This window comes from Microbacterium sp. dk485 (genome assembly GCF_004570445.1).
GTDB classification, from domain to species: Bacteria; Actinomycetota; Actinomycetes; order Actinomycetales; family Microbacteriaceae; genus Microbacterium; species Microbacterium wangchenii.
This window is the reverse complement of the sequence record NZ_SPQW01000001.1, coordinates 1,943,829-1,967,026: the sequence shown is the minus strand read 5'-3', so window position 1 is coordinate 1,967,026 and position 23,198 is coordinate 1,943,829. Positions and strand designations below refer to the sequence as shown.

Here is a 23,198-nt window from a genome sequence, read left to right as displayed (position 1 = left end):
GATCAGATCAGCTTCCGTCGCGGACGGTGTCCCGGGCCTCGCGGGCGCGCTCGGTGACGGTGTCAGCGGAGGAGGTCGCCTCCTCCTTGACCGTCGAGGCGGCTGACGTCGCAGAGTCCTTCACGGCGGCGGCGGCCTCCTGAGCGGGCTCCTTCAGGTGCTCGCCCATCTCCTTCACGGCGCCCGACGCCTGATCCACGAGCGGCTGCGCCTGCTCCTTGATCGTTCCGGCTGCGTCCTTCTCCCTCTGCGAAGCAGGGATGAGGGATGCCGCAACCAGGCCCACGCCGAAGGCGACCAGCCCGACGGCGAGGGGGTTGCCCTGCGCCTTGGACACCACGGTCTGGCCCGCGTCGGACACACTCGACATCGCGCTGGAGCCCGCACCCTGCACAGAGGAGCCGGCGTCGTCGGCTGCACCCATCACGCGGTCACGCAACGATCCGAACCTTCCCTTGATCTTGTCGGTCTGCCGCTGGGCGATCTTGGACGGGGTGACCTTGTCGGCGAGAGCGTCGACGTCAAGGCCCAGCTCCTCACGCGTGCGGTCGATGTTGGCGCGGATTGCTTCCGGTGAATCACTCATCGGTTCTCCTCATTTCTCTTCACGGCGTCAGGGATGCGCTTGAGCGTGTCCACGGTTTGCGGCGCACCCTCGGCCTTCTTCAGTTGAGAGCGTCCGCTCAGGTACAGCACGAGGCCGATGACGCCCCACAGAACCGCGACGATCACGGCCGACCAGCCGAATCCCACCAGGTAGGCCAGCGCCCACCACAGTGCGACCGACAGGAAGAAGATCGCCATCATGGCTGCGTAGGCTGCGCCCCCGAGCATCCCGGCGCCCTTCCCGGCGCGGGTCGCGGACTGCCGGAGCTCGGCCTTCGCCAGCTCGAGCTCCTGACGCATGAGCGTCGACAGGTCGCTCGTGACCTCCCCGAGCAGTTCGCCGAGCGAGGTGGTCGCGGCCTTCTGCTCAGAGGGTGTCGGATCGGACATCCGTGCTCCCTCCGCCGTCACCGGGACCGTCGCCGGCTGCGCGGACCTGGTCATAGACCGGGGTTCCGGCGGGGACGCCCGCGCCGGGAGTGGCTCCGCCGATGACCGGCGGGACGGTGGTGACGTTCTCCGCTCCGATGGTCGCGGCCGGTGCCGCGTCCACCCGGGCCCCCTGAGACTGGGGCTGCTGCGGGGCGCTGCTCTTCTCATCCGAGGCCTGGTCGGCGAGCGCACGCGTGAGGCGTCCCGCGGCCAGACCTGCGAGGGCGGCGACGGCGATGAAGGTACCGGGCTTGCGGCGCGCGTAGCTCTTCACCTCGTCCAGCAGCGAGCCTGGGTCACGATCCGCGATCCAGGATGCGACGCCGTCGAGGCGCGTGGAGACCTGCGACACGATGTCGGTGGCGACGCCCGGGTTCTCGGAACGCTGCGCCATCGCACCCAGTTCGTCACCCACTGACCGCAGCCCCTCGGCCACGCGCTGCTGCTGCGTGGCAGCCTGGTCCCTCAGCTCGCGCTGGGTCTGCGCATACAGGTCCTTGACCTGGGTCTTCGCCTCGCCGGCGACGGACGCCGCCTCCGACTTGGCCGTCTCGACGACGTGACCGGCTTCTGCCTTGGCCGACCCGGCGACCTCGCCCGCTTCGCTCTTGGCCGTGTCCACCTTGCCCGACTGAGGCTCGGCGGTCGACGTGACGGCAGGCTCTCCTCCATACATATTCGACATGTCTTCCTCTCACTTCCGATCGGGGGATCGGGCTGGCTTACCGGTCTACGGGGGAAGCACTCTCTTGTCGCGCGGGTTGACGTGGCCTCTCCGGCGTGCATACAGCGAACGGGGCGCAAGCCTCCGACGCACGACGAGCGCCCCGGCGGCCGGAGAGTGCCGGCGCCGGGGCGCTGTACGACCGGATCACATCCCGGTCGGCGTGACGATTTACTTGAAGGCGTCCTTGACGTTCTCGCCGGCCTTCTTCAGGCTCGCGCGAGTCTGATCGCCCTTGCCCTCCGCTTCCAGCTTCTCGTCGTCGGTCGCCTTCCCGGTGCCCTCCTTGGCCTTACCGGAGAGGTCTTCGGCAGCATTCTTGATCTTGTCGTCGAGTCCCATGGTGGGCTCCTTCCATCTCGATCGTCGAGGCCGTGGCCTCCTGCCGCGAGAATACGGCGCGCTCCTGCGTGCGGAGGGGGGCTGGAATTCTCGCGCGAATGGGGTTATCGGGCGCTGCCCACCCCTCATCCGAGGCCGTCTCCGCGCGCCCAGGAAGCGACCTCGGCGATGGCAGCGGCGAACGGCCGCGGAGCCTCCTGCGGCACGTTGTGCCCCACGCCCGGGAGCATCCGGTGCCGGTACGCGCCGGTGAAACGGTCGGCGTAGGCCCGCCCGTCGGCGGCAGCACCGTCGAAGTCGCTGCTGATCGTGATCGCCGGCACGGGGATCTGCGGCCGGGCGGACAGCCTCGCCTCCACCGCGTCGTACTGTGCTTCCCCCTGCGCCAAGCCCAGACGCCACCGGTAGTTGTGGATGACGATGTCGACGTGATCCGGATTCTCGAACGAAGCGGCCGTGCGGGCGAACGTGTCGTCGTCGAAGGCCCACAACGGGGACGCTTGCCGCCAGATCAGTCGCGCGAACTCCCGGCGGTGCCGTTCGTACCCGCGCCTCCCGCGTTCGGTGGCGAAGTAGTACTGGTACCACCATCCGAGCTCGGCCTGCGGGGGGAGCGGCTGCTGATTGGCTTCGAGGTCGACCACGATGTAGCCGCTGACGGACACCAGTCCGGCACACCGCTCGGGCCACAGCGCGGCGAGGATCACCGCGGTGCGCGCCCCCCAGTCGAAGCCCGCCACGATGGCCGTGTCGATCCCGAGAGCATCCAGCAGACCGATCGCGTCGAGGGCGACGACCGACTGCTGACCGTTGCGGACGGTCTCCTCCGAACGAAACCGCGTGCCGCCGAACCCGCGCAGGAACGGGACGACGACGCGGTGACCCGCCGCGGCCAGCTGCGGGGCCACCTCGGCGAAGCTGTGAATGTCGTACGGCCATCCGTGCAGCAGGAGCACCGCCGGGCCGCTCGCGGGGCCGGCCTCGACGAATTCGATGCGCAGCGGACCGGCATCGACATGACGCAACTGGCCCCAATCGACGTCCATGGTCGGCTCCCGTCATCAGGGCGGGCGCCCTTGCGGCATCCGCTGACACCCACCGTGCGCGGTGCGGAAGCCGATGGCGTCGGTGGAAACGCCCAACTCCCCCGCGCGGTGGCGGGCGGATGCGGACAATCCCCCAACTGCGCGCTCCACCGTTGACACCCCGCATCCACGCGCCGACATTCGATGCAGGAGGCCACGATGTCCACTCGCGCGAGCGCACCACGACCGGAGCAGGCGCCACCACCGGATCAGGGTCCAGCACGGTTGCCCTCGTTCGAGCGCGGCACCGGCTGGCTCGGCTCTGGCCCGTTGTCTCCTGCCACCCTGCAGGGGCGGGTGGTCCTGGTGGACTTCTGGACGTTCACGTGCGTGAACTGGCTCCGCACCTTCCCGTACCTGCGCGCATGGGAGGAGAAGTACCGCGACGCGGGTCTCACAGTGGTCGGCGTTCACACGCCGGAGTTCGACTTCGAGCACGACCCTGGCAACGTCGCGGCCGAATGCCGGCGTCTGGGCGTCGAGTATCCGGTACTGCTGGACGCGCGCTACGGGGTCTGGGAGGAGTTCGCCAACCACTACTGGCCCGCCGTCTACGTCGCCGACGCCACCGGACGCATCCGGTACCACCGCTTCGGAGAAGGCGAGTACGCAGCCACGGAGATGGTGATTCAGCGACTCCTGACCGATGCGGGAGGGGAGATCGGCGCCGACCTGGTGGAGGTGGCGCCGCAAGGGCTCGAAGTCGCCGCTGACTGGCGGACACTGCGGTCGCCGGAGACCTACCTCGGCTTCGACCGCAGCACCGGTTTCGTCTCGGAGGGGGTGGCCTCCTTCGGTCGGACCGGCCGCTTCGAGATCCCCGACCGCCTTCCCCTGAACGCGTGGGGACTCGACGGAGACTGGACGGTGTCGGCCGAGTGGGTGCGGCTGGATGGGCGGGCCGGCCGCCTGGCGATGCGCTTCGGCGCCCGTGACGTGAACCTGGTGATGCGCGCGGGCGGCGACGGGCCGATCCCGTTCCGGGTTCTGCTGGACGGCAGAGCCCCCGGCGAGGATGCCGGCACCGATCTCGGTCCGGACGGCCGGGGCGAGTTGGCCCGGCCGGGCACCTATCAACTGATCCGCCGCGCGGATGCTCCCGGAGACCGTCTCTTCGAGATCGAGTTCTCCGGCCCCGGCGCCCACGGTTACTGCGTCACATTCGGGTGAGCGCTCCCGCTTCCCGGCATCGGGATCGCGGCCGCGATGGGCGGCGGCAGGCGCCGTTGTGCCGGGCGGAGGCGTGCGTTACTGTCCCGACAGCGGACCACGATCTCGCCCGGACCTCCGTCCCGCAGGAGTGTTCGACCCGGCGCGAGGCTCCTCCCCATCACGGGTCCACCACGGCGGATCGAGCGATCGATGAACACACCCCCCAGCGGCGACGCGCCGCCCGTCACCTTCGCCGGCGGAGTGCTGGACAGATACCGGCACGTCTGCGCCTTCATCAACTCCGAGGACGAGGAGAGTGTCGTGCTCGACCCGTTCCTCGCCCAGAGCGTGGAGGCGGACGACCGGCTGCTCTTCCTCGTGGACGCCACTCGGGCAGGCGAGCCCATCAGGCGTCTGCGCCACCTCGGCTTCGACACCGCCGACCTGCTTGCCCGCCATCGATGCGAGGTGCGGACCTGGGCGGAGACCTACCTCCGCGGAGGCCGATTCGACCAGCAGGCGACGCTCGAACTGCTCCGCAGGCTCCTCGCCGGGACACCATCCCCACCGGTGCGGATGTGGGCAGACATGGGGTGGGCGGTCGGTCGGCCCGACATCGCCGAAAGCCTCATTGAGTTCGAGGCCAAAGCCAATTTCATCCACGCCCACCATCGCAACGTCGTCATCTGCACGTACGACACCGCGAAGTTCGACGGCGCCTTCATCGTGGACATCCTGCGGACGCACCCCATGGTGCTCCTGGGCGGCGTCCTGCAGGAGAACCCGTACTTCGTCGCGCCGTCGGAGTTCCTGCAGGAACGAGGCGCGCGTGCCGACCGCTGAGGCGACCGGACGCGGCGGCGCCGGGTCCCCGGACGGCCGCGACTCGCGCAGATGGCTGCGCGATATGGCGGCACTGTTCGCGCTTCCCGCGATGTGGATGGACCAGACGCCCGCCGAGATCGGCGCCGGTCTGCTGAGCGTTCTCACCGGCATGCTGGACGTGCGCGCAGCCTTCGTGCGGTTCGACGGAGCGGGAGCGGACGCGCCCGTCATCGCCTGGCGCCCTGAGGACCCGCAGATCGCGCCCGAGTTCACCGCCGCGCACGAATCGCAGGCGGCAGCGGCAGCGGGAATCACGACGACGGCCGTCGAGGTGCGCGGCGCGATCCTCCGCGTCACGCGAGTGCCCCTCACGCTGCCCTGGGAGAGCGCGGTCGTCCTGGTCTCCTCCGATCGACCCGATTTCCCCACGCCCGCCGAAACGCACGTGCTGCGGGTGGCGGTCGGACAGGCCGTGATCGCCTTCCACACCGCCCGGCGACTCGCACTCGAACAGCGCGCCCGGCGTGCCGCGGAGACGGCGCTTCAGCGCCGGGACGCGCTCGTGCACTCACTGACCCACGACATCGAACCCGCCCTGGCGTCTCTGTCGCACCGGATGCGGGACGCGCTGCACGAACTCTCGCGGACGGAGTCCACGCCACCTCGCAAGACCGCCGACATCACGGCGGAGGAGGTCGCCGCGGACCGGAACGCCGCGATCGTGCAGCCGCCGGCCGCGCTCACCCGGCGCGAGGCGGAAGTGCTCGGCCTGCTCGCGCAGGGCCTGAGCAACAAGGAGATCGCGGGCGTGCTGTGGCTGAGCGACCGCACCGTGGAGCGGCACATCACGAGCCTCTACCGGAAGATCGGGGTCGCCAGGCGCAGCGAGGCGACGGCGTTCGCCCTGCGCCATCCCGCTCCCCCGTCGGCGGAGGGGGACGCCGCCCACGGTTGAGGGGTTCTCCCCCACACCGCCGGAGCGGCCCCACAGGTTGGGGAGTCCTCCGGACGAGGTACGGCCGACGGTGCGGAATCGTCGATCACGACGTCATCCACGACGCCGCAGCATCGAAAGGACCCGTCCCATGACCATGACAGAAGCCGCATCCGCGGTCGAGACCACCGGTGAGAACCACGCCATCCGTCCCTTCCGGTTCGACGCGCCCCGTCGAGAACTGCACAACCTGCGCCGCCGCATCCATGACACGCGATGGCCCGAGCGCGAGACCGTGGTCGACGCCTCGCAGGGCGTGCAGTTGGACGTCGTGAAAGCGCTCGCGGAGTACTGGGAGGACGAGCACGACTGGCGTGACGTGCAAGCGCGCCTGAACGCGCTGCCGCAGTTCACCACGAGCATCGACGGTCTGGACATCCACTTCATCCACGTGCGATCGTCCTCGCCCGGCGCGCTCCCGATGATCGTCACGCACGGGTGGCCGGGCTCCATCATCGAGCAGATGAAGATCATCGGCCCGCTCACCGATCCGACGGCGCACGAGGCGGCGGCATCCGACGCCTTCGACCTGGTCATCCCGTCGCTGCCCGGACACGGGTTCTCCGGCAAGCCGCGGGAGACCGGCTGGGACCCCATCCGCATCGCGCGGGCATGGATCGAACTCATGCGGCGTCTGGGCTATGACCGATATGTCGCGCAGGGGGGCGACTGGGGCAATGCCGTGACGGAGCAGATGGCGCTTCTGCAGCCCGAGGGGCTGATCGGGATCCACACGAACATGCCCGCCACGATCCCCGCCGCCATCGCCGACGCCCTCGCGAGCGGAGCGGACATGCCCGCGGGACTGTCGGAGGACGAGCGGACCGCCTGGGATCAGCTGTCGTTCTTCTACGCACACGGCCTCGGCTACGCGCAGGAGATGGCCAACCGGCCGCAGACGCTGTACGGGATCGCCGACTCGCCCGTGGGCCTTGCCGCATGGATGCTCGATCACGACGCTCGCAGCTACGACCTGATCGCCCGGGTCTTCGCCGGCCAGTCGGAAGGCCTGACCCGCGACGACGTCCTGGACAACATCACGCTCTACTGGCTCACCGAGACCGCCGTGTCATCCGCACGGCTGTACTGGGAGAGCAAGCTGGCGTTCTTCGCTCCCAAGGGCGTCACACTGCCGGTCGCGGTGAGCGTGTTCCCGGATGAGATCTATGCCGCCCCGCGCAGCTGGACCGAACAGGCGTATCCGAACCTCATCCACTACAACCGGCTGGATCGCGGAGGGCACTTCGCGGCATGGGAGCAGCCCGCGCTGTTCGCCCAGGAGATGCGTGACGCGTTCAGATCACTGCGCTGAGCCGCCGCGTGTGGACGCGGCGGCTCAGGAATCGGTGACGACTAGCCGGCCGTGACAGGCACGCCGAGCCGCCCGTCCACCATCTCCAGCACGCGGTCGCAGTGCTCCAGAACGTCGCGGTCGTGCGTGACCATGACGACGGCGACATCGGAGGCGTGCGCGCGGTCGGCCAGCAGCTCGACCACTTCGTGGCTGCGGCGGCGGTCGAGCGCCGCCGTGGGCTCGTCGACGAGGAGCAGCGAGGGGTCGTTCACCAGAGCCCGGGCGATACCCACGCGCTGACGCTCGCCACCGGAGAGCTGACCGGGACGATGCCCGGCGCGGTGCGCCATCCCCACCGAGGAAAGCAGCCCGGCCGGATCGACCTTCCGGTTGCCGGCGAGCCGCCCGGCGAGGCGCAGCTGGTCGGCTGCCGTGAGGGAGGGCAGGAGGTTCCCCGACTGGAAGACGAAGCCGATGTTGCGAAGGCGGAAGCGGGTGGCGGCGCTCTTGGAGAGAGTCCCGAGCTCGGTGCCGTGCACGCGGACGACACCCCGGTCGGGCCGTGCCAGCGCGCCGGCGACGGCGAGCAGCGACGACTTCCCCGATCCGGAGGGGCCGACGATGGCGACGAACTCGCCGGGCATGATGGTGAACGACACGTCGTCCAGGGCGCGCACGCGGGAATCGCCGTCGCCGAGTTCGAGGACTGCGCCCGAGACATCCAGGGCGGGTGTGGTGGCGGAATTCATCGCTGACCTCCCAGGGCGCGAAGCGGGTCGATTCGGGTGATGCGGAGCACGGCGATCGCCGCGCCCAACAGGCCGAGGCCGATGGTGAGTGCGGAGGCGACGGCGATGGGTGCGACTTCGAGGTCGAAGGGCATGGCGTCCGGCATCGCCGCGCCCATCCCGACTCCCGCCGCGACCCCGAGCGCCGTGAAGCCGACCAGAAGGATGGCGGCCTGCACGAGGCTGTCGCGCAGGAGATAGCCGCTGGATGCCCCCGTGGCCCGCAGTACGGCGAGGTCGTGGCTGCGCTGGATGGTCCAGACCGTGAAGAACGCACCGACGACCAGGGCGCAGATCGCGTAGAGGAAGACCTGGATCATGCTGAGGGTGAGTGTCTCGGCTTCGTACCCCGGCGACGCGTTGAACGACTCCGTGAGGGTCATCGTCGTGGTGGCGGCCGTCTCATCGATGCCGGCGAAATCGGGCGCGACATCGTCCTGGGCGAGCAGGGCCACGACACTGGCGAACGGGAAGTCGAGCGCGTCGAGTTGCGCAGCGGTCGGGGCGCCGGGCTCCGCCATCCCCGCGGCCATGAGGCGCCACGTGTCGATCGGCAGGTAGGCGACGTCGACGTGACCGAAGGTCGCCTGCCCCTCGGTGAAACCGACGACGGTCAGTTCGACGTCCAGCCGGTCCAGGGTGACCACGGTCCCGATGTCGAGACCCTCCTCGCGGAGGGGCTCCGACACGATGATGCCGTCGACCCGGCCGAGTTGATCGCCGGCCGAGACCGGCGGAGACAGGAAGCCCCGGGGTTCAACACCGAAGAGGGTGAGATCGATCTGAGTGTCGTCATCGGTCACGCCGTTGACGATGTTGACGCCCATCGGCTCGGCCTCGGCGATGCCGTCCGCGTCCTGCCAGACCGACAGCTGTTCGTCGTCGACGACCGATCGACTGAACGCGTTGTCTTTCATGGTGCCCTCATCGAAGGCGAAAGCAGTGGCGGGCATGGCCTTCAGGCCGGAGACGCCGTCGTTCACGAGGCCGGAGGAGAGTCCGGAGAGGAGGACGACGAGGACGGAGATGAGAGCGATCACGATGCCCATGAGGGCGAAGCGACCGCGAGCGAACCGCAGTTCGCGTAGAGCGAGGAACATGAGATCTTTTCCGTCAGAGGTTTACCGACTGACTGTCGGAATCATACCGACAGTCTGTCACCAAAATCTCTCACGGCCAAATCGCCGGACGCCGGGTCAGCCGGTGAGCCCCCGGGCGAGGAGACCGAAGACGTCGCGCGCCACCTCACGGTGATCGGTGCCACGCGAGATCAACTGGATCCCCGCACCGAGCACTCCCTGGGCGAGCACGGCCGCAGAAGGCGGGTTCGGCACATCGAGATGGTCCAGCACGCGGACCAGCGGTCGCATGAGGGCATCGTGCAGGGCCATGAGATCGTCGAACCGGCTCGGGCTGAGATTCGCATCCCGCAGCGCGCCCGCGATGGCGTGCTTGCCATCCGCGGTCATGGCCATCGTGGCGTCCACGAAAGCGCGGAGTTCGTCCAGACCCGGCTCGACCCCCACCAGCGCTTCGTCGATCTCCGCATCCCACCGCTCGATCGCGTCGATCGCGATCGCGACGAGCAGATCGTCCAGCGAGGGGAAGTAGTCGTAGAAGCTCGACCGCGACATCCCCGCACGCTCGCACACACTGCGCGGCGATACGCCCGCGAGCCCGGACTCGGCCAGGAGTGCCTCCCCGGCACGGACGAGGGCCGCGCGCTGCGCTGCACGGTGCTCGGCGACGGTGGGTGCGGAGATCTTCGGCATCACGCAATTATGCTCGCCGCGCGGCCCCGCCGCTCCGAGTGCGAGAATCGAGGATGCCGCGCGGCGCGCGCACGGTCTACTTCCAGACGGTGGCCAGAACGACGTTGAGCACGGTGAGCCCGCCGATCGCCGGCAGCACCCACGTGGCGACGGCCTCGCGCTTGCGGTGGATCAGGGCGATCACGATGATCGCCACCAGGACGACGAGCTTCACGCTGATCTTGACGTTGTTCACCTCGTTGCCCAGGGGGTACTGCAAACCCACCAGCAGAACGCCGGTGACGAGCATGGTCCACGCGCCGTGCATCATCGCGGGCAGCACGCGGGCCTTGCCCTGGCGCATCGCGGCGATCTGGTACAGCACACCGCCGAGCAGAGCGGCGACACCGATGATGTGCAGGGCCAGGACGACGTTCTTGAGGATCTCCATACGTTCCAGCTTACCGACATGCTGTCGGCTAATTCGCCAGGCGGCGGATCACGACGCGGTTCTGTTCGGCACCGTCGCGACGCAGGATGGCAGTCCGCAGGGGGTGCGGCGGAGCGAACCGTCGGCTACGGTCGCGGCATCCGAAAGCACACCCGTGCGCGAGAGGAGACCCGGATGGATCCGGAGGTCTTGGTCGTGGGCGCCGGCCCCACGGGACTCACGACCGCCCTGGAACTGGCGCGCCGCGGCATCGGCGTCCGGATCATCGACCGGGCGGCGACTCCCAACACCCAGACACGAGCGCTGGGGGTGCAGGCCCGCACGCTGGAGCTGTTCGCCCGGACCGGCGTCACGGACGAGCTCCTCGCACGTGGGCTCCGGGCCGACCGCTTCAACGTCTTCAGCGAGGGCCGCCGCATCCTCCGTGCGGATTTCAGCGGACTGCCGACGCAGTATCCCTTCCTGTTGATGGTGCCGCAGAACGAGGTCGAAGACGTCCTCATGGGCGCCCTCGCGCGGTTCGGGGTGACGGTCGAGCGCGAGGTGGAGTTGACCGCTCTGACGCCGAGCATCGATGGCGTCACCGCCACGGTCACCTACGGCGAGCACCCCGCCGACGCCCGGACCTACCCGTGGATCATCGGCGCCGACGGTGCGCACAGCACCGTCCGCTCGCTGCTGGGCGTCGGATTCCTCGGCAGCGCGTTCGACGAGCACTTCGCCGTCGCCGATCTCCGTGTGGACTGGGACCGGCCGCCGACGGAGTTCTTCGCCTTCCTGAACCGAGGACGGTTCGCCGCGTTCTTCCCCATGCTCGGCGGTTGGCACCGCGTCGCGATCGCCCGGCCCGCCGGCGAGGAGGGATGGGAGCGCGGCAGCGTCCCCACCGAGGATCTGCAGGCCGCCGTGGACACGATCGTGCCAGGTCGCCCCCAGATCGTGGAGGTGCGGGAGTCCGGTCGGTTCCGCATCAATCAGCGCCGCGCCGCCGCGCACCGCGCGGGCCGCGTGTTCCTCGCGGGCGATGCGGCGCACATCCACTCCGTGATCGGTGCGCAGGGCATGAACACCGGCATCCAGGACGCGGTCAACCTGGCGTGGAAGCTCGCCGACGTCATCCACGCAGACGCGCACGCCGGGCTGCTGGACAGCTACGAGGCCGAGCGCGCCCCCGTCGCGGCCCGCCTGGTGAAGGGCACTCGGGCCGTGACGCGGATGACACTGCTGCGCAATCCGATCGCGCTGGCCGCCCGACGCACCGTCGCGCCCAGGATCCTCGGCCGTCCCCACACGCAGCGCGCCCTCACGCGTGCCGTCTCCCAGCTCGACGTCTCCTACCACGACGCCCGGGGCGCCGCACCGGCCGGCCGCGCGGCCGTCGGAGATCGCGCACCGGATGCGGATGCGGGCGGCCGCCGCCTCCACGAGCTGCTCGACCCGGTCGGCTTCACCCTGCTGGAGTTCGGGACCGACACGGCAGCCACGACCGGCCTCGCCCTCCCCGGCTCCGCGGCGGTCGTGCGGGTGCCGGATGCATCGCAGGCCTCCGCGGCGTACGGCATCACCGACCCCACCTTCGTGCTCGTGCGCCCCGACGGCTACATCGCCGCGCGCGGCGGGGCGGAGGAGATCCGTCGGTATGTGACATCGCGCGCCCGGATCGTCGCCGAGAGCAGCCGGGGCATGCGGTGAAGGACGTCCGTTCGGCGGAACCGATGCGAAAGGAGCATGCCCATGCCCGGTGACACGACCGTGCTGATCTCGGGAGCGGGGGTGGCCGGACCGGTGCTGGCCTACTGGCTCGCCCACCACGGATTCGCCCCCACCGTGGTCGAACGGTTGACGTCGATCCGCCGGTCCGGCGGGCACGCGGTCGACCTGTGGGGCTCGGCGGTGGACGTCGTGGAGCGGATGGGGATCCTGCCCAGGATCGCGGCGGCACGGACCGGCAACACCGCGGCGTCGCTGATCCGCCCCGGCAAGCCGCCCGTGCACATGCAGGTCGGAGACCTCACCACCCCCCTCACCGAGCGATCGGTGGAGATCCCGCGCGATGACCTGACGTGGCTGCTCAACGACGCGGCCGGCCCGAACGCCGAGTACATCCTCGGCGACTCGATCGCCGCGATCGAGGAAGGCCCCGACGGCGTCACCGCGACTTTCGAGTCCGGGTCGCGACGCCGGTTCGACCTGGTGGTCGGCGCCGACGGCCTGCACTCGCGCGTGCGGCGACTGGCATTCGGGGACGAATCGCAGTTCCGCCGCTACCTCGGGGGGTACATCGCCATCTGCTCCGTCCCCGACTTCCTCGGGTTGGAGGGGCGCATCCTCAACTATCGCGACGTGGACCGCACCGTCGTGATGTACCCGGTGCGACAGACCGGCGACGTGCGCGCCGTCTTCATGTTCCGCCGCGCGGAGGAGTTCGACGGAGACCACCGGGACATGAGCCGGCAGAAGCGCCTGCTGCGTGCGGCCTACGCCACGAGCGGGTGGGAGGTGCCGAGACTGCTCGACTACGTCAGTCGCAGCGACACCCTCTACTTCGACTCGATCAGCCAGATCCGGATGGATGCGTACACGCGGGGCCGCATCGCGCTCGTCGGCGACGCCGGGTATGCGCCCGGCTCCGGCGTCGGCGGTGGGACCAGCCTGGCCACCACCGCCGCCTACATCCTCGCCCGGGAGCTCGCGGCGGCCGACGGCGACCACCGCGTCGCGTACGAGCGGTACGCCCGGGCGCTGCGCGAAGTCATCCCGAAGACGCGCGCCATCGGGCCGGCGCTGGTGGCCTCGCTCATCCCCCGCTCGCGAGTCGAGCTCGCCCTCGGGACGCAGGTCGCCCGCGCGTTCCCCCGCCTCCCCCGGCGCCTCCGGCAGGCGATCCCCCTGCTTCCCCGGCCCGCCGCCGAGGGCCTCCGGGCGATGGCGGCGCTCCCCCTGGCGGACGAGATGCCGCAGAAGACCTGACCGGGATTGCACGGCGCCGGCGGATGCGGGCGTCAGCCTCCAGGATGACCCCCGGCGGCAGACCTCATTCCTGCGAGCGACGACGCGGGCGCCACCGCTGACGAGGCTGTAAGCATGACCTCCTCAGTGCTACAGGCCACCCGACTCGTCAAGACCTTCGGATCCACCACCGCCCTGGCCGGAGTCGACCTCACCATCCGCCGCGGAGAATCCGTCGCCGTGATGGGAGCGTCCGGCTCGGGCAAGACCACCCTTCTGCACGTCCTCGCCGGCATCACCACCCCGGATCAGGGCGAGGTGACGTTCACCCCCGCAACCGGCGCCGCCGTGCAGGTCACCACCCTCGGCGAGACCGGACGCTCGAAGCTGCGCCGTGACAACTTCGGCTTCGTCTTCCAGCAGGGGCTGCTGATGCCCGAACTCACCGCGGTGGAGAACGTCGCGCTGGCTCTCATGATCACGGGGGTCGGGCGGGCCGAATCGACCGAGCGCGCCGCATCCTGGCTCGCCGCCCTGGGCCTGGGCGGCATGGAGGACCGGCGCATCGGCGAACTCTCCGGCGGGCAGGCGCAGCGGGTCGCCATCGCACGCGCCCAGGTGACCGGCGCAGAGGTCGTGTTCGCCGACGAGCCCACGGGGGCGCTGGATTCGCGCACGTCTGGTGAGGTCATGGACGCGCTGCTGTGGGCGACGACGCAGCAGGGGCGCACGCTCGTGGTCGTGACGCATGACGCCGACGTGGCCGCCCGGTGCGCGCGCACGATCTCCGTGCGCGACGGCCGCCTCATCACGGCGGGGGCCTCGGCATGAACCCGCGCGTCCTGGCCCTGTTGATGCGGCCGACTCCCGGGCAGAACGATGTGCTGGTCCTCCCGCTCATCGCGTTCGCCACCGTGAGCGCACTCGTGCTCACCGTCATCGGCGGCGCACAGTCGTTCTGGGGATGGGATGACCCGGAGGCGCCGATCTACCACGCCCTCGCCGCCATCGCGCTGGTCCTGCTGGTCGTGCCGCTCCTGACCCTCGGGGGTGCCGCCGCGCGACTCTCGGCCCGTCGCCGGGACGAGCGTCTGTCCACTCTCCGTCTCCTGGGAGTGACCCCCGCCGGCGTCGTCCTGGCGACGGTGGTCGAGTCCGCCCTCCTCGCCGCCGTCGGCGCCCTGGCCGGGCTCGTGCTCCACATCCTCCTCGTGCCACTGGTGGGCCTCATCCCCTTCCGAGGCGCCGCCCTGGGCGCGGGAGCGGTCTTCGTACCCGTGCCCACGACCCTCGCGATCCTCGTCGGCATCGTGCTCCTGGCCGCGGGCAGCGCGGCCATCGGCCTGCGTAAGGTCGTCATCTCCCCGCTCGGCGTGCGCACGCGCACGGTCGTCACGAAGCCGCACTGGATGCGCGCGGTTATCACGGTCGCCGCCCTCGTCGCGGCGTTCGTGCTGATCTCGCTCGTGCCCTCGGCCGCCAGCATGCTGCCGACCATCATCGTGCTCACCGCCGTCTTCGCGATCGCGTTCGCCGTGCTCAACGTCATCGGTCCGTGGGTGCTCGGAATCCAGGCGCGCCGGCGGCTTCGCCGCGCGGATCGCCCGGATCAGCTGCTGTCCGCACGCACGGTGCTCGAGTCGCCCAAGGCGGCCTGGCGGCAGGTGAGCGGGATCGCGATGGCGAGTTTCATCGCCGTCTTCGCCGGCAGCGCCGTGGCGGCCCTGGAGATCATGGGCAGCGGATCGCGCGAGGACATCCAGCTCGCCGCTGACATCCGCACGGGCGTGATCATCACCCTGGTCGCCTCGTTCCTCATGGTGGCGGCATCCGTCGGTGTGAACCAGGCCGCCGAGATCCTGGACCGGCAGGAGCTGCACCGCAGCCTCCACCGCCTGGGCATGCCGGTCGAGACGGTCGAGCACGCCCGCCGCGGGGCGATCATGAGTCCCCTCCTCATCACCGCCATCGGCTCGGCCGTGTGCGCGGGCGTGCTGATCTTCCCGCTGCTGGGCATCGCGCTCATCACGGCCCCCGCGTCGCTCATCACGATCGCGACCGTCATCACCGCCGGCATCGTCGTGGTGTGGCTGAGCACGCGGGCAACGGCGCCGGTCCTGCGCCGCGCCTTCGCCGCCGGCTGAACCGCCGCCCGCGCTGCGCGGGCTCAGCGGTGTGCGGCGTTCCGGGTCAGTTCGGCCCGGAACGCCGCCGCGCGGTCCACAGCAGGTACCCGCTCAGCGTCGTGACCACGGTCACGCCCGCGCTCACGAGCGCACTCTGCCGTGACTTCCACCGGCTGTCACGCGCGATGAAATTACCCACGGCGTTGATCAGAGCTGCCGTGATGACGCCGGCGACCAGCCGGTTCCCGATCCGCTCGGCCCGGCCGACCAGCGGCTCCAGCTCCGCCGCCCGCAGGTGCACCTCGAGCCCGTTGCGGTCCACCGCGGCGATCGCGCGCCGCAGGCGCGTGGGCAGCTCCAGGGCGAGGGTGCCGGCGTCGGCGGAGGCACGCGCCAGCCGGGTGGCGATGGCCGCCGGGGCGAACCGTTCGCGCACGAGGCGCCGGGCATACGGGGTGAGCACGGCGGTCAGATCGAACTGCGGATCGAGCTGGACCCCGATGCCCTCGATCATCATGAGGACCTTGAAGATCAGCGCCACCTCCCGCGGCAGCTGCAGCCGCTGCTCCCGGAGGAGCGCGAGCATCTCGCCGGCCAGGCGGGCGAACCCCACCTCGGTGAGGGAACGGTCGGAGTACAGCGCCACGAACGAGCGCAGCGCCTCCCGGAATTCGTAGCGATCCACATTCCCCCGGGTCACCGAGACGCCCTCCAGCGCGTCGGCCAGGGCGTCGGGGTTGCGGAGGGTGAAGGCGATGAGGAAATCCGCGAACCGATCGCGCAGCTCCTCATCGATCTCGCCGACCATGCCGAAATCGATGAGGGCGATGCGGCCGTCGGGGTGCACGAAGAGATTGCCCGGATGCGGATCGGCGTGGAAGAAGCGGTGCTCGAAGACCATGCTCAGCACGATGTCGGCACCGGTGCGCGCAAGCGCACGCCGGTCGACGCCCGCGGCGTCGAGGGCAGCGAGATCGTTGATCTTGATGCCCGTCATCCGCTCCAGCGTGAGCACGCGCGAGGTGGTCCGCTCCCAGAAGACGCGCGGGATGAGGACCTCGGGCCGGTCGGCGAACTGCGCGGCGAAGCGCTCGGCGTTGTGAGCCTCGCGGCTGTAGTCCAGCTCGGCGCGGAGGGTCCGGGAGAATTCGCGGACGATGCCCCGGACGTCGTATTCCCGCGCCGGCGCCCACGCGCGGTCCACCCGCGTGGCGAGGCCGTTGAGGATCTCCAGATCCTCCTGCACCTGCCGCACCGCGTCGGGGCGGCGCACTTTCACCACGACCGAGGTGCCGTCCTCCAGCTTCGCGGCATGCACCTGACCGATCGACGCGGACGCGAGCGGCGTCCACTCGAACTCCGCGAACAGCTCCTCCGGCTCGGCTCCGAGCTCGCGCTGGATGGCGTCGCGGATGTCGGCCGCAGGCACCGGGGGCGCCGCATCCTGCAGCTTCGACAGTTCGATGATGTAGGCCGGCGGCAGGAGGTCGGGCCGGGTGGAGAGCAGCTGGCCGAGTTTCACGAAGGTCGGGCCGAGCTCCTCCAGCGCGACGCGCACCCGCTGCGGCACCGTGTACGACCGGGTCTGCGCGTGGGTCGCGTCGCCACGGCGCGCCGGCACCCACTTGGCGAGACCTGTCGCACCGGCGAGGAAACCGAGGCCGTGACGCGTCAGCGTGTCGGCGATCTCCTGATACCTGCTGAAGTGGACCCTCACCGGCGGGCTGACCCGGTGCCGGAAGGGGACGGGATGCAGGGGGGAGTCACCCTCGTTTGCGCCATCGTCTCATTGTCGCCGAGCCCATGTGCGCGGGCAAGGATACCCCGTGTGCCGCGTCCGCGCTGGCTGGGCTGGACGCAGATGTGCGGAGCGTAAAGTTGCTCTCTTGATGGACCGAGCCAGATGGGTGCGTTCGACGGAGGTTCTGTGGCCGGAAATGCGACCACTCGCTTTGACAATGTCTCGCTGCTGTCGGTGGCGAGCACATTGCCTGGACGAGTGACGACATCCGAGGAGATCGAGGATCGTCTCTCGTCGGCACTGCGGCGGCTGAAGCTGCCGGGGGGCCTGCTCGAGCGCGTCGCCGGGGTCCGCGAGCGCCGCAACTGGGCGCCCGGGGAATCCTCCGACGACGCCACGGTCGCGGCGGGACGGCGAGCCCTGGCAGAGGTCCGCGTCGACCCTTCGGACGTCGGTCTTCTGATCAACACCTCCGTCTCGCGCAAGCACCTGGAGCCGTCCGTGGCCGTGCGTCTGCACCACGGGCTCGGGTTGCCCAGTTCCGCCATCAACTTCGACGTCGCCAACGCGTGCCTCGGCTTCGTCAGCGGCATGAGCCTGGCGGCGAACATGATCCAGTCGGGTCAGATCCGCTACGCCATCGTCGTCAACGGCGAGGACGCCGACGAGATCCAGACCAACACGATCCGCCGCCTGTCGGGCACCGACATCGGCCGATCGAGCTTCATGAGCGAATTCGCCTCACTCACCCTCGGCTCCGGGGCAGCCGCCGCGGTCCTCGGGCGCACGGACGAGCATCCCGACGGCCACCGGATCCTGGGCGGGGTCACCCGAGCGGCGACGCAGTTCCACGACCTGTGCGTCGGCAGCGTCGACGGCATGTTCACCGATGCGAAAGCGCTCCTCAAGGGCGGCCTCGACCTCGTGGTCTCCGCCTGGAAGGAAGCGTCCGGCCCGTGGAACTGGTCGTCGATGGACCGGTACATCACCCACCAGGTCTCCTCCGTGCACACGAATGCGATCGTGAAGGCGGCGAGGCTGGACCGCGCCCGCCTGCCCGTGACCTTCCCGAAGTACGGGAACGTCGGACCGGCGTCGATCCCCATCACCCTCGCCGAGGAGCAGGCGACGCTGAACCGGGGCGACCGTGTGCTCCTCATGGGCGTCGGATCGGGCCTGAACACCGCCATGATGGAACTGGCCTGGTGAGCGCCGGCGCGACGACGCCGCCGCCGGGTCTCCCCGGTCTCGAGCCGGGGTTCAGCCGGATCGTGGCGGTCCCCGGCGTCGGCGTGGATTCCGGCGCCGTGCGGGAATGGCACTGTCTCGACACCGGCCCGGAGCTGGCACGCCTGGGCGTCCCGGTGGTGGGCACCATCCTCGCGGTGCACGGCAACCCGACCTGGTCCTACCTGTGGCGTGCGCTCGTGACGCAGTCGGTGCGCGCGGCCGAGCGCGGCGACCCGGCATGGCGCGTCGTGGCGGTCGACCAGCTCGACATGGGCTTCTCCGAGCGCACGGACGAGGATCGACCGCTCGCGCAGCGCGTCGCCGACCTCGGCGCCTTCACGGCGGCGCTCGGTCTGGACGCGCCGGTGGTCACGCTCGGCCACGACTGGGGCGGGGTGGTGTCCGCCGGCTGGGCGGTCGATCATCCGGAATCCCTCACGGGCGTCATGCTGCTGAACACGGCGGTCCACCATCCCGAGGGCGTCCCCATCCCCGCACCCCTGCGGCTCGCCGGTGCCCGCGGAGTCCTCGCCGCTTCGACGGTGGCCACCACCGCGTTCCTGGACACCACGCTCGCCCTCGCCACCCCCGGAGTGGATGCGGCGACCCGCCGGGCCTACCGGACTCCCTACGGCTCGGCCGCCCGGCGTCGCGCGATCGGCGGCTTCGTGGCCGACATCCCCGCCGACCGCCGGCACCCCAGCCACTCCGAGCTGGAGCGCATCGCCGCGGGCGTCGCCGAGCTCGAGGTGCCGGCGCTCCTGCTGTGGGGCCCGGAAGACCCCATCTTCAGCGACCGCTACCTCGACGATCTCCTGGACCGCCTGCCGCACGCCGACGTGCACCGGTTCGAAGGCGCGAGCCACCTCGTCGCCGAAGACCGCCCGTACGCGGAGGCGGTGCTGGCCTGGCTCCGCGAGCACGGTGATCGGCTGGCCGCCCCCGGCACGACCTCGCCGGCGCGTCCGGGACCGGATGCCGACGACTCGGTGTTCACCCCCATCTGGCACGGGCTGGAGGAACGTCGCGCCGACGACGAGACCGCCATCGTGGACATGTCCCCCACGCGCACCGGCGCCATCCGCCGGGTGAGCTGGCGGCAGCTGGACGATCGCGTCCGGCGCCTGGCCGCGGGCCTCTCCCGCATCGGCGTCCGCAAGGGCGACCGGGTGTCGCTCCTCGTGCCCCCCGGCCCGACGCTCTCCGCCGTCGTCTACGCGTGCCTGCGGATCGGGGCGGTCATCGTCGTCGCCGACGCCGGCCTCGGCATCCGGGGCCTGACGCGCGCCGTCCGCGGGTCGTGGCCCGACTTCATCATCGGCGAGACCCTCGGACTCACCGCCGCGCGCGCCCTGGGCTGGCCGGGGGTGCGGATCTCGGCCGCGCGGCTGCCGAAGGCGGCATCCGTGGCGCTCGGCGTCTCCTGCAGCCTCAGCGACATCCTCGCCACCGGCACCGGCCAGCCGCTCCCCGAGCCGCCCGGGCCCGGCGACGTCGCCGCCATCCTGTTCACGTCGGGGTCCACCGGCCCGGCGAAGGGGGTCGCCTACACGCACGGCCAGCTCGCGGCGCTCCGCGACGTGCTCGCCGATCATTTCGGGGTGACGCAGGAGACGGGCCTGGTGACGGGGTTCGCGCCGTTCGCGCTGCTGGGCCCCGCCCTGGGAACGCGCTCGGTCACGCCCCGGATGGACGTGTCGTCGCCGCGGACGCTCACCGCGACGGCGGTGGCCGCCGCCGTGCGCGAGTCGGGTGCGGGCATCGTGTTCCTCTCCCCCGCCGCCGTCCTCAACGTGGTGGCGACGGTGGATGCCCTCACGGCCGAAGACCGCGCCGCGCTCGCCGGCGTCCACACGTTCCTCTCCACCGGCGCCCCCATCAGCGCTCGCCTGCTCGAGTCGGCCGCCGAGATCATGCCGAACGCGACCCCGCACACGCCCTACGGGATGACGGAGTGCCTTCTGGTCACCGATGTGACCCTCGACGGGGTGCACGACGCCGCGCAGGCTCCGGATGCGGGCGTGTGCGTGGGCATGCCGATCGGGGCCAACCGCGTGCTGGTGAGCGCGCTGGACGCGGACGGCCGCGCGACGGGCACGCCGACGGCGGAGCCGGGGGTCCTCGGCGAAATCGTCGTCTCCGCCCCCCACCTGAAAGACCACTACGACCGCCTGTGGCTCACCGACCGGGAGTCCGCCCGGGGCACCGAGGGGCTCGATCCCTTCGAGCCCGGCGCGCGCTGGCACCGGACCGGCGACGTGGGGCACCTGGACGAGCACGGCCGCCTGTGGGTGGAGGGGCGCATGCCGCACGTCCTGGTGACCGCGGACGGCCCCCTCGCCCCCGTCGGGCCGGAGCAGGAGGTCGAACGCGTCGAGGCGGTGCGCCGGGCGGCCGTCGTGGGGGTCGGCCCCCACGGGCTGCGCCAGGCCGTCGCGGTCGTCGAGACGATCCCGCCGACCAAGCGGGCGGCCCTGGCCGACCCGGGCCTCGCCGCCGCCGTGCGGGAAAGCACCCGCACCCCGCTCGTCGCCGTCCTGGCCGTGCCGCACCTGCCCACCGACATCCGGCACAACTCCAAGATCGACCGGTCCCGGCTCTCCCGGTGGGCCGAGGGGATCCTCTCCGGCGGAAGGCCGACAGCACCGTGATCGTCCTCGTCACCGGAGCCTCGGGCTTCCTCGGACGCGCGGTCGCCGCGCAGCTCATCGCCGACGGCCACCGCGTGCGCACCCTGCAACGACGTCCCTCCGGTGTGGACGGAGCCGCCGACGTCCTCGGCTCGATCACGTCGCCCGCCGACGTCGAGCGCGCCGTCGAGGGGGCCGAGGCCGTCGTGCACCTCGCCGCGAAGGTGTCGCTGGCAGGCGCCGCATCCGAATTCCGCGACGTCAACGTGGGTGGGACGCGCGCCCTCCTCGACGCGGCCGAACGGGCCGGAGCATCCCGGTTCGTGCAGGTCTCCTCCCCCTCGGTCGCGTACGCCGGCGCGGCACTCGCGGGCGTCGGGGCAGAACCGGCCGATCCCGCCAGGGCCCGCGGGGACTATGCGCGTACGAAGGCGGAGGCGGAGCTCATCGCACTGGGACGCCATTCGCCGTCGATGCACGTCGTGGCGGTACGCCCGCACCTCGTGTGGGGTCCGGGCGACACGCAGCTGATCGAACGGATCGTGGCGCGGGCGCGAGCGGGGCGGCTCCCCCTCCTCAACGGCGGCACGGCTCTCATCGACACGACCTACATCGACAACGCCGCGACCGGCATCCGCGCCGCGGTGGAGCGGGCCGAACAGGCCGGCGGCCACGCCTACGTCCTCACCAACGGCGAGCCCCGGCCCGTGGGCGACCTGCTCGCGGGCATCTGCCGTGCGGCCGGTGTGCGGCCCCCGCGGGTGAGCATCCCGGCGTGGGTCGGGCGCACCGCGGGCTCGGTCATCGAGCGGGCGTGGGCGGTCAAGCCCGGCGTGGACGAGCCGCCGATGACCCGGTTCCTCGCCGAGCAGCTCTCGACCGCGCACTGGTTCGATCAGCGCGACACCCGCCGGGCACTGGACTGGTCCCCGGCGGTGTCGATCGACGAGGGCCTGCGCCGCCTCGCCCTCGCCTACGCACCCTGACGCCCCCTCCCCCTCCCCCTCCCGCCCCCGCCCCCAGCCGAGACACCACATTCCGGCTGAGACACCGCGCGTCGCCGGGTGTCTCAGCCGTTTTCGCGTGTTTCGTGGTGCGGTCGCCTGCCGGCCGCTAATGTCGGGCCGCAACGCAGGGGCGGATAATCCACCACGAGGAGGCGCCATGCTGCTGGCAGGAAAGACGGCCGTGATCTATGGCGGAGGCGGCTCCATCGGCTCGGCCGCCGGCGAGGTGTTCGCCCGGGAAGGGGCGCACGTCGTCCTGGCGGGACGCACCCTCGATTCCCTCGAGCGCACCCGGGAGACGATCCGCGCACAGGGCGGCCGGGCGGATGCGGACGTGGTCGATGCGCTCGACGAAGACGCGGTGGCCCGCCACCTCGCCGACGTCGCGCGGACCCAGGGGCGCGTGGACGTCGTGCTCAACGCCATCGGCGCCGACCACGTGCAGGGCCATCCGATCGGCGAGACGTCGCTGGAGCAGTTCCTCGACCCCGTCGTGACCTACCTCAGCGCGGCGTTCGTCACCGCGAAAGCGGCTGCCGCAGTCATGACCGTGCAAGGATCCGGCGTCATCCAGAACATCTCGACACCCGGTGCCCGGCTGGGCGGCGTCGGGATCATCGGCAACGCCGCCCAGAGCGCCGGGCTCGAGGGGTTCTCGCGCGCGCTCGCCGCCGAGCTCGGACCGGCCGGGGTGCGGGTCCTGTGCGTGCGGCCGCACGCGCTGGCCACCGGAGCATCCGGTTCGTACACGCGCCGGATGTTCGGCCGCATCGCCGCGCGCGCGGGGATGTCGACCGATGACTGGCTGTCCGGCGCCGCGGCCGGATCGGCGCTCGGCCGCCTCCCGGGGGCGCGGGATGTCGCGGAGTATCTCGCCTTCGCCGCATCCGACCGCGCGGCGGCCATGACGGGCGTCGTCGGGAACCTCACCGCCGGAGCCATCCTCGACTGACCCTAGGCCGCCCGTCCCAGCCGAGACACCAGAAAACGACTGAGACACCGCGCGTCGCGCGGTGTCTCAGTCGTTTTCGCGTGTTTCAGCGTGCCCGGGTGCTCACCCAGGCCCCGGGC

At 71.0% G+C, this 23,198-nt stretch carries 22 protein-coding genes; 12 read left to right on the top strand and 10 right to left on the bottom strand.

All coding sequences use genetic code 11. The annotated features are described in order from the left end of the window. Window positions 1–7 precede the first annotated feature (7 nt). The 5 genes from E4V99_RS09240 to E4V99_RS09220 form a co-directional block, all read right to left on the bottom strand. Window positions 8–586, bottom strand: coding sequence for a DUF3618 domain-containing protein (locus E4V99_RS09240; RefSeq protein WP_135069020.1), 579 nt, complete (start codon window positions 584–586; stop codon window positions 8–10). Then, window positions 583–996: a phage holin family protein gene (locus E4V99_RS09235; RefSeq protein WP_135069023.1), complete on the bottom strand. Its 414-nt coding sequence runs from the start codon at window positions 994–996 to the stop codon at window positions 583–585. Before E4V99_RS09235 ends, E4V99_RS09240 begins: the two co-directional genes overlap by 4 nt. Beyond that, window positions 974–1,723, bottom strand: a complete 750-nt coding sequence (locus E4V99_RS09230; RefSeq protein ID WP_135069027.1) for a hypothetical protein — start codon at window positions 1,721–1,723, stop codon at window positions 974–976. Before E4V99_RS09230 ends, E4V99_RS09235 begins: the two co-directional genes overlap by 23 nt. A gap of 210 nt (window positions 1,724–1,933) precedes the next feature. Next, complete coding sequence (locus E4V99_RS09225) at window positions 1,934–2,104, bottom strand: CsbD family protein (protein WP_135069030.1); 171 nt, start codon at window positions 2,102–2,104, stop codon at window positions 1,934–1,936. Between the two features lie 125 nt (window positions 2,105–2,229). After that, a complete protein-coding gene (locus E4V99_RS09220) occupies window positions 2,230–3,150 on the bottom strand; it encodes an alpha/beta hydrolase (protein ID WP_135117023.1) in 921 nt (306 codons plus the stop codon). 264 nt (window positions 3,151–3,414) lie between these two features. Here E4V99_RS09220 and E4V99_RS09215 point away from each other — a divergent pair, with 264 nt between their 5' ends. The 4 genes from E4V99_RS09215 (at window position 3,415) to E4V99_RS09200 (ending at window position 7,472) form a co-directional block, all read left to right on the top strand. After that, the gene (locus E4V99_RS09215; protein WP_167758108.1) at window positions 3,415–4,359 is read left to right on the top strand and encodes a redoxin family protein; all 945 of its coding nucleotides are present in this window, start codon (window positions 3,415–3,417) and stop codon (window positions 4,357–4,359) included. A 192-nt stretch (window positions 4,360–4,551) separates the two neighbouring features. Then, on the top strand, window positions 4,552–5,184 hold the full coding sequence (locus tag E4V99_RS09210; protein WP_135117021.1) for an MEDS domain-containing protein: 633 nt from the start codon (window positions 4,552–4,554) through the stop codon (window positions 5,182–5,184). After that, on the top strand, window positions 5,171–6,121 hold the full coding sequence (locus tag E4V99_RS09205; RefSeq protein ID WP_245233148.1) for a LuxR family transcriptional regulator: 951 nt from the start codon (window positions 5,171–5,173) through the stop codon (window positions 6,119–6,121). The genes E4V99_RS09210 and E4V99_RS09205 overlap by 14 nt, the downstream gene beginning before the upstream one ends. A 130-nt stretch (window positions 6,122–6,251) precedes the next feature. Then, window positions 6,252–7,472, top strand: a complete 1,221-nt coding sequence (locus E4V99_RS09200; RefSeq protein WP_187270475.1) for an epoxide hydrolase family protein — start codon at window positions 6,252–6,254, stop codon at window positions 7,470–7,472. Window positions 7,473–7,513: 41 nt separating this feature from the next. On the opposite strand, the gene E4V99_RS09195 is transcribed toward E4V99_RS09200, so the two are convergent. The 4 genes from E4V99_RS09195 to E4V99_RS09180 all read right to left on the bottom strand — a co-directional run bounded on the left by E4V99_RS09195 (window position 7,514) and on the right by E4V99_RS09180 (window position 10,444). Then, the gene (locus E4V99_RS09195; RefSeq protein WP_135117020.1) at window positions 7,514–8,203 is read right to left on the bottom strand and encodes an ABC transporter ATP-binding protein; all 690 of its coding nucleotides are present in this window, start codon (window positions 8,201–8,203) and stop codon (window positions 7,514–7,516) included. Beyond that, window positions 8,200–9,342 carry an ABC transporter permease gene (locus E4V99_RS09190; protein WP_135117019.1) on the bottom strand — a complete coding sequence of 381 codons (1,143 nt, stop codon included), beginning with the start codon at window positions 9,340–9,342 and terminating at the stop codon, window positions 8,200–8,202. The genes E4V99_RS09195 and E4V99_RS09190 overlap by 4 nt, the downstream gene beginning before the upstream one ends. A gap of 96 nt (window positions 9,343–9,438) precedes the next feature. Beyond that, on the bottom strand, window positions 9,439–10,014 hold the full coding sequence (locus E4V99_RS09185) for a TetR/AcrR family transcriptional regulator (protein WP_135117018.1): 576 nt from the start codon (window positions 10,012–10,014) through the stop codon (window positions 9,439–9,441). Between the two features lie 76 nt (window positions 10,015–10,090). After that, window positions 10,091–10,444 carry a hypothetical protein gene (locus E4V99_RS09180; protein WP_135117017.1) on the bottom strand — a complete coding sequence of 118 codons (354 nt, stop codon included), beginning with the start codon at window positions 10,442–10,444 and terminating at the stop codon, window positions 10,091–10,093. A 174-nt stretch (window positions 10,445–10,618) separates the two neighbouring features. On the opposite strand from E4V99_RS09180, the gene E4V99_RS09175 reads away from it, so the two are divergent. From E4V99_RS09175 to E4V99_RS09160, 4 genes are all read left to right on the top strand, one after another. After that, on the top strand, window positions 10,619–12,136 hold the full coding sequence (locus E4V99_RS09175) for an FAD-dependent oxidoreductase (RefSeq protein ID WP_167758107.1): 1,518 nt from the start codon (window positions 10,619–10,621) through the stop codon (window positions 12,134–12,136). 42 nt (window positions 12,137–12,178) lie between these two features. After that, window positions 12,179–13,414 carry an FAD-dependent monooxygenase gene (locus E4V99_RS09170; protein WP_167758106.1) on the top strand — a complete coding sequence of 412 codons (1,236 nt, stop codon included), beginning with the start codon at window positions 12,179–12,181 and terminating at the stop codon, window positions 13,412–13,414. Between the two features lie 114 nt (window positions 13,415–13,528). Then, window positions 13,529–14,224 carry an ABC transporter ATP-binding protein gene (locus E4V99_RS09165; protein WP_135117014.1) on the top strand — a complete coding sequence of 232 codons (696 nt, stop codon included), beginning with the start codon at window positions 13,529–13,531 and terminating at the stop codon, window positions 14,222–14,224. Continuing rightward, window positions 14,221–15,537 (top strand): FtsX-like permease family protein, encoded by a 1,317-nt coding sequence (locus tag E4V99_RS09160; protein WP_135117013.1) that lies wholly within the window; start codon window positions 14,221–14,223, stop codon window positions 15,535–15,537. The genes E4V99_RS09165 and E4V99_RS09160 overlap by 4 nt, the downstream gene beginning before the upstream one ends. Window positions 15,538–15,583: 46 nt before the next feature. Here the strand turns inward: E4V99_RS09160 and E4V99_RS09155 are convergent, their stop codons facing one another. Then, window positions 15,584–17,236: an AarF/ABC1/UbiB kinase family protein gene (locus tag E4V99_RS09155; protein WP_135117012.1), complete on the bottom strand. Its 1,653-nt coding sequence runs from the start codon at window positions 17,234–17,236 to the stop codon at window positions 15,584–15,586. Window positions 17,237–17,422: 186 nt separating this feature from the next. Between E4V99_RS09155 and E4V99_RS09150 the strand changes: the two genes are divergently transcribed. From E4V99_RS09150 to E4V99_RS09135, 4 genes are all read left to right on the top strand, one after another. Continuing rightward, window positions 17,423–18,469 (top strand): 3-oxoacyl-ACP synthase III, encoded by a 1,047-nt coding sequence (locus tag E4V99_RS09150; RefSeq protein ID WP_135117011.1) that lies wholly within the window; start codon window positions 17,423–17,425, stop codon window positions 18,467–18,469. Further along, the gene (locus E4V99_RS09145) at window positions 18,466–21,141 is read left to right on the top strand and encodes an alpha/beta fold hydrolase (protein WP_135117010.1); all 2,676 of its coding nucleotides are present in this window, start codon (window positions 18,466–18,468) and stop codon (window positions 21,139–21,141) included. The genes E4V99_RS09150 and E4V99_RS09145 overlap by 4 nt, the downstream gene beginning before the upstream one ends. Further along, the gene (locus E4V99_RS09140; RefSeq protein WP_135117009.1) at window positions 21,138–22,106 is read left to right on the top strand and encodes an NAD-dependent epimerase/dehydratase family protein; all 969 of its coding nucleotides are present in this window, start codon (window positions 21,138–21,140) and stop codon (window positions 22,104–22,106) included. The genes E4V99_RS09145 and E4V99_RS09140 overlap by 4 nt, the downstream gene beginning before the upstream one ends. Before the next feature lie 178 nt (window positions 22,107–22,284). After that, entirely contained in the window at window positions 22,285–23,079 is a 795-nt protein-coding gene (locus E4V99_RS09135; protein WP_135117008.1) for an SDR family oxidoreductase, read from the top strand. Window positions 23,080–23,198: the final 119 nt, after the last annotated feature.

Bases quoted from the DNA above. Each gene is read 5' to 3' on its own strand.
- E4V99_RS09240 (WP_135069020.1), bottom strand. From the start codon at position 586: ATGAGTGATTCACCGGAAGCAATCCGCGCCAACATCGACCGCACGCGT.
- E4V99_RS09235 (WP_135069023.1), bottom strand. From the start codon at position 996: ATGTCCGATCCGACACCCTCTGAGCAGAAGGCCGCGACCACCTCGCTC.
- E4V99_RS09230 (WP_135069027.1), bottom strand. From the start codon at position 1,723: ATGTCGAATATGTATGGAGGAGAGCCTGCCGTCACGTCGACCGCCGAG.
- E4V99_RS09225 (WP_135069030.1), bottom strand. From the start codon at position 2,104: ATGGGACTCGACGACAAGATCAAGAATGCTGCCGAAGACCTCTCCGGT.
- E4V99_RS09220 (WP_135117023.1), bottom strand. From the start codon at position 3,150: ATGGACGTCGATTGGGGCCAGTTGCGTCATGTCGATGCCGGTCCGCTG.
- E4V99_RS09210 (WP_135117021.1), top strand. From the start codon at position 4,552: ATGAACACACCCCCCAGCGGCGACGCGCCGCCCGTCACCTTCGCCGGC.
- E4V99_RS09200 (WP_187270475.1), top strand. From the start codon at position 6,252: ATGACCATGACAGAAGCCGCATCCGCGGTCGAGACCACCGGTGAGAAC.
- E4V99_RS09195 (WP_135117020.1), bottom strand. From the start codon at position 8,203: ATGAATTCCGCCACCACACCCGCCCTGGATGTCTCGGGCGCAGTCCTC.
- E4V99_RS09190 (WP_135117019.1), bottom strand. From the start codon at position 9,342: ATGTTCCTCGCTCTACGCGAACTGCGGTTCGCTCGCGGTCGCTTCGCC.
- E4V99_RS09185 (WP_135117018.1), bottom strand. From the start codon at position 10,014: ATGCCGAAGATCTCCGCACCCACCGTCGCCGAGCACCGTGCAGCGCAG.
- E4V99_RS09180 (WP_135117017.1), bottom strand. From the start codon at position 10,444: ATGGAGATCCTCAAGAACGTCGTCCTGGCCCTGCACATCATCGGTGTC.
- E4V99_RS09175 (WP_167758107.1), top strand. From the start codon at position 10,619: ATGGATCCGGAGGTCTTGGTCGTGGGCGCCGGCCCCACGGGACTCACG.
- E4V99_RS09170 (WP_167758106.1), top strand. From the start codon at position 12,179: ATGCCCGGTGACACGACCGTGCTGATCTCGGGAGCGGGGGTGGCCGGA.
- E4V99_RS09165 (WP_135117014.1), top strand. From the start codon at position 13,529: ATGACCTCCTCAGTGCTACAGGCCACCCGACTCGTCAAGACCTTCGGA.
- E4V99_RS09160 (WP_135117013.1), top strand. From the start codon at position 14,221: ATGAACCCGCGCGTCCTGGCCCTGTTGATGCGGCCGACTCCCGGGCAG.
- E4V99_RS09150 (WP_135117011.1), top strand. From the start codon at position 17,423: ATGGGTGCGTTCGACGGAGGTTCTGTGGCCGGAAATGCGACCACTCGC.
- E4V99_RS09135 (WP_135117008.1), top strand. From the start codon at position 22,285: ATGCTGCTGGCAGGAAAGACGGCCGTGATCTATGGCGGAGGCGGCTCC.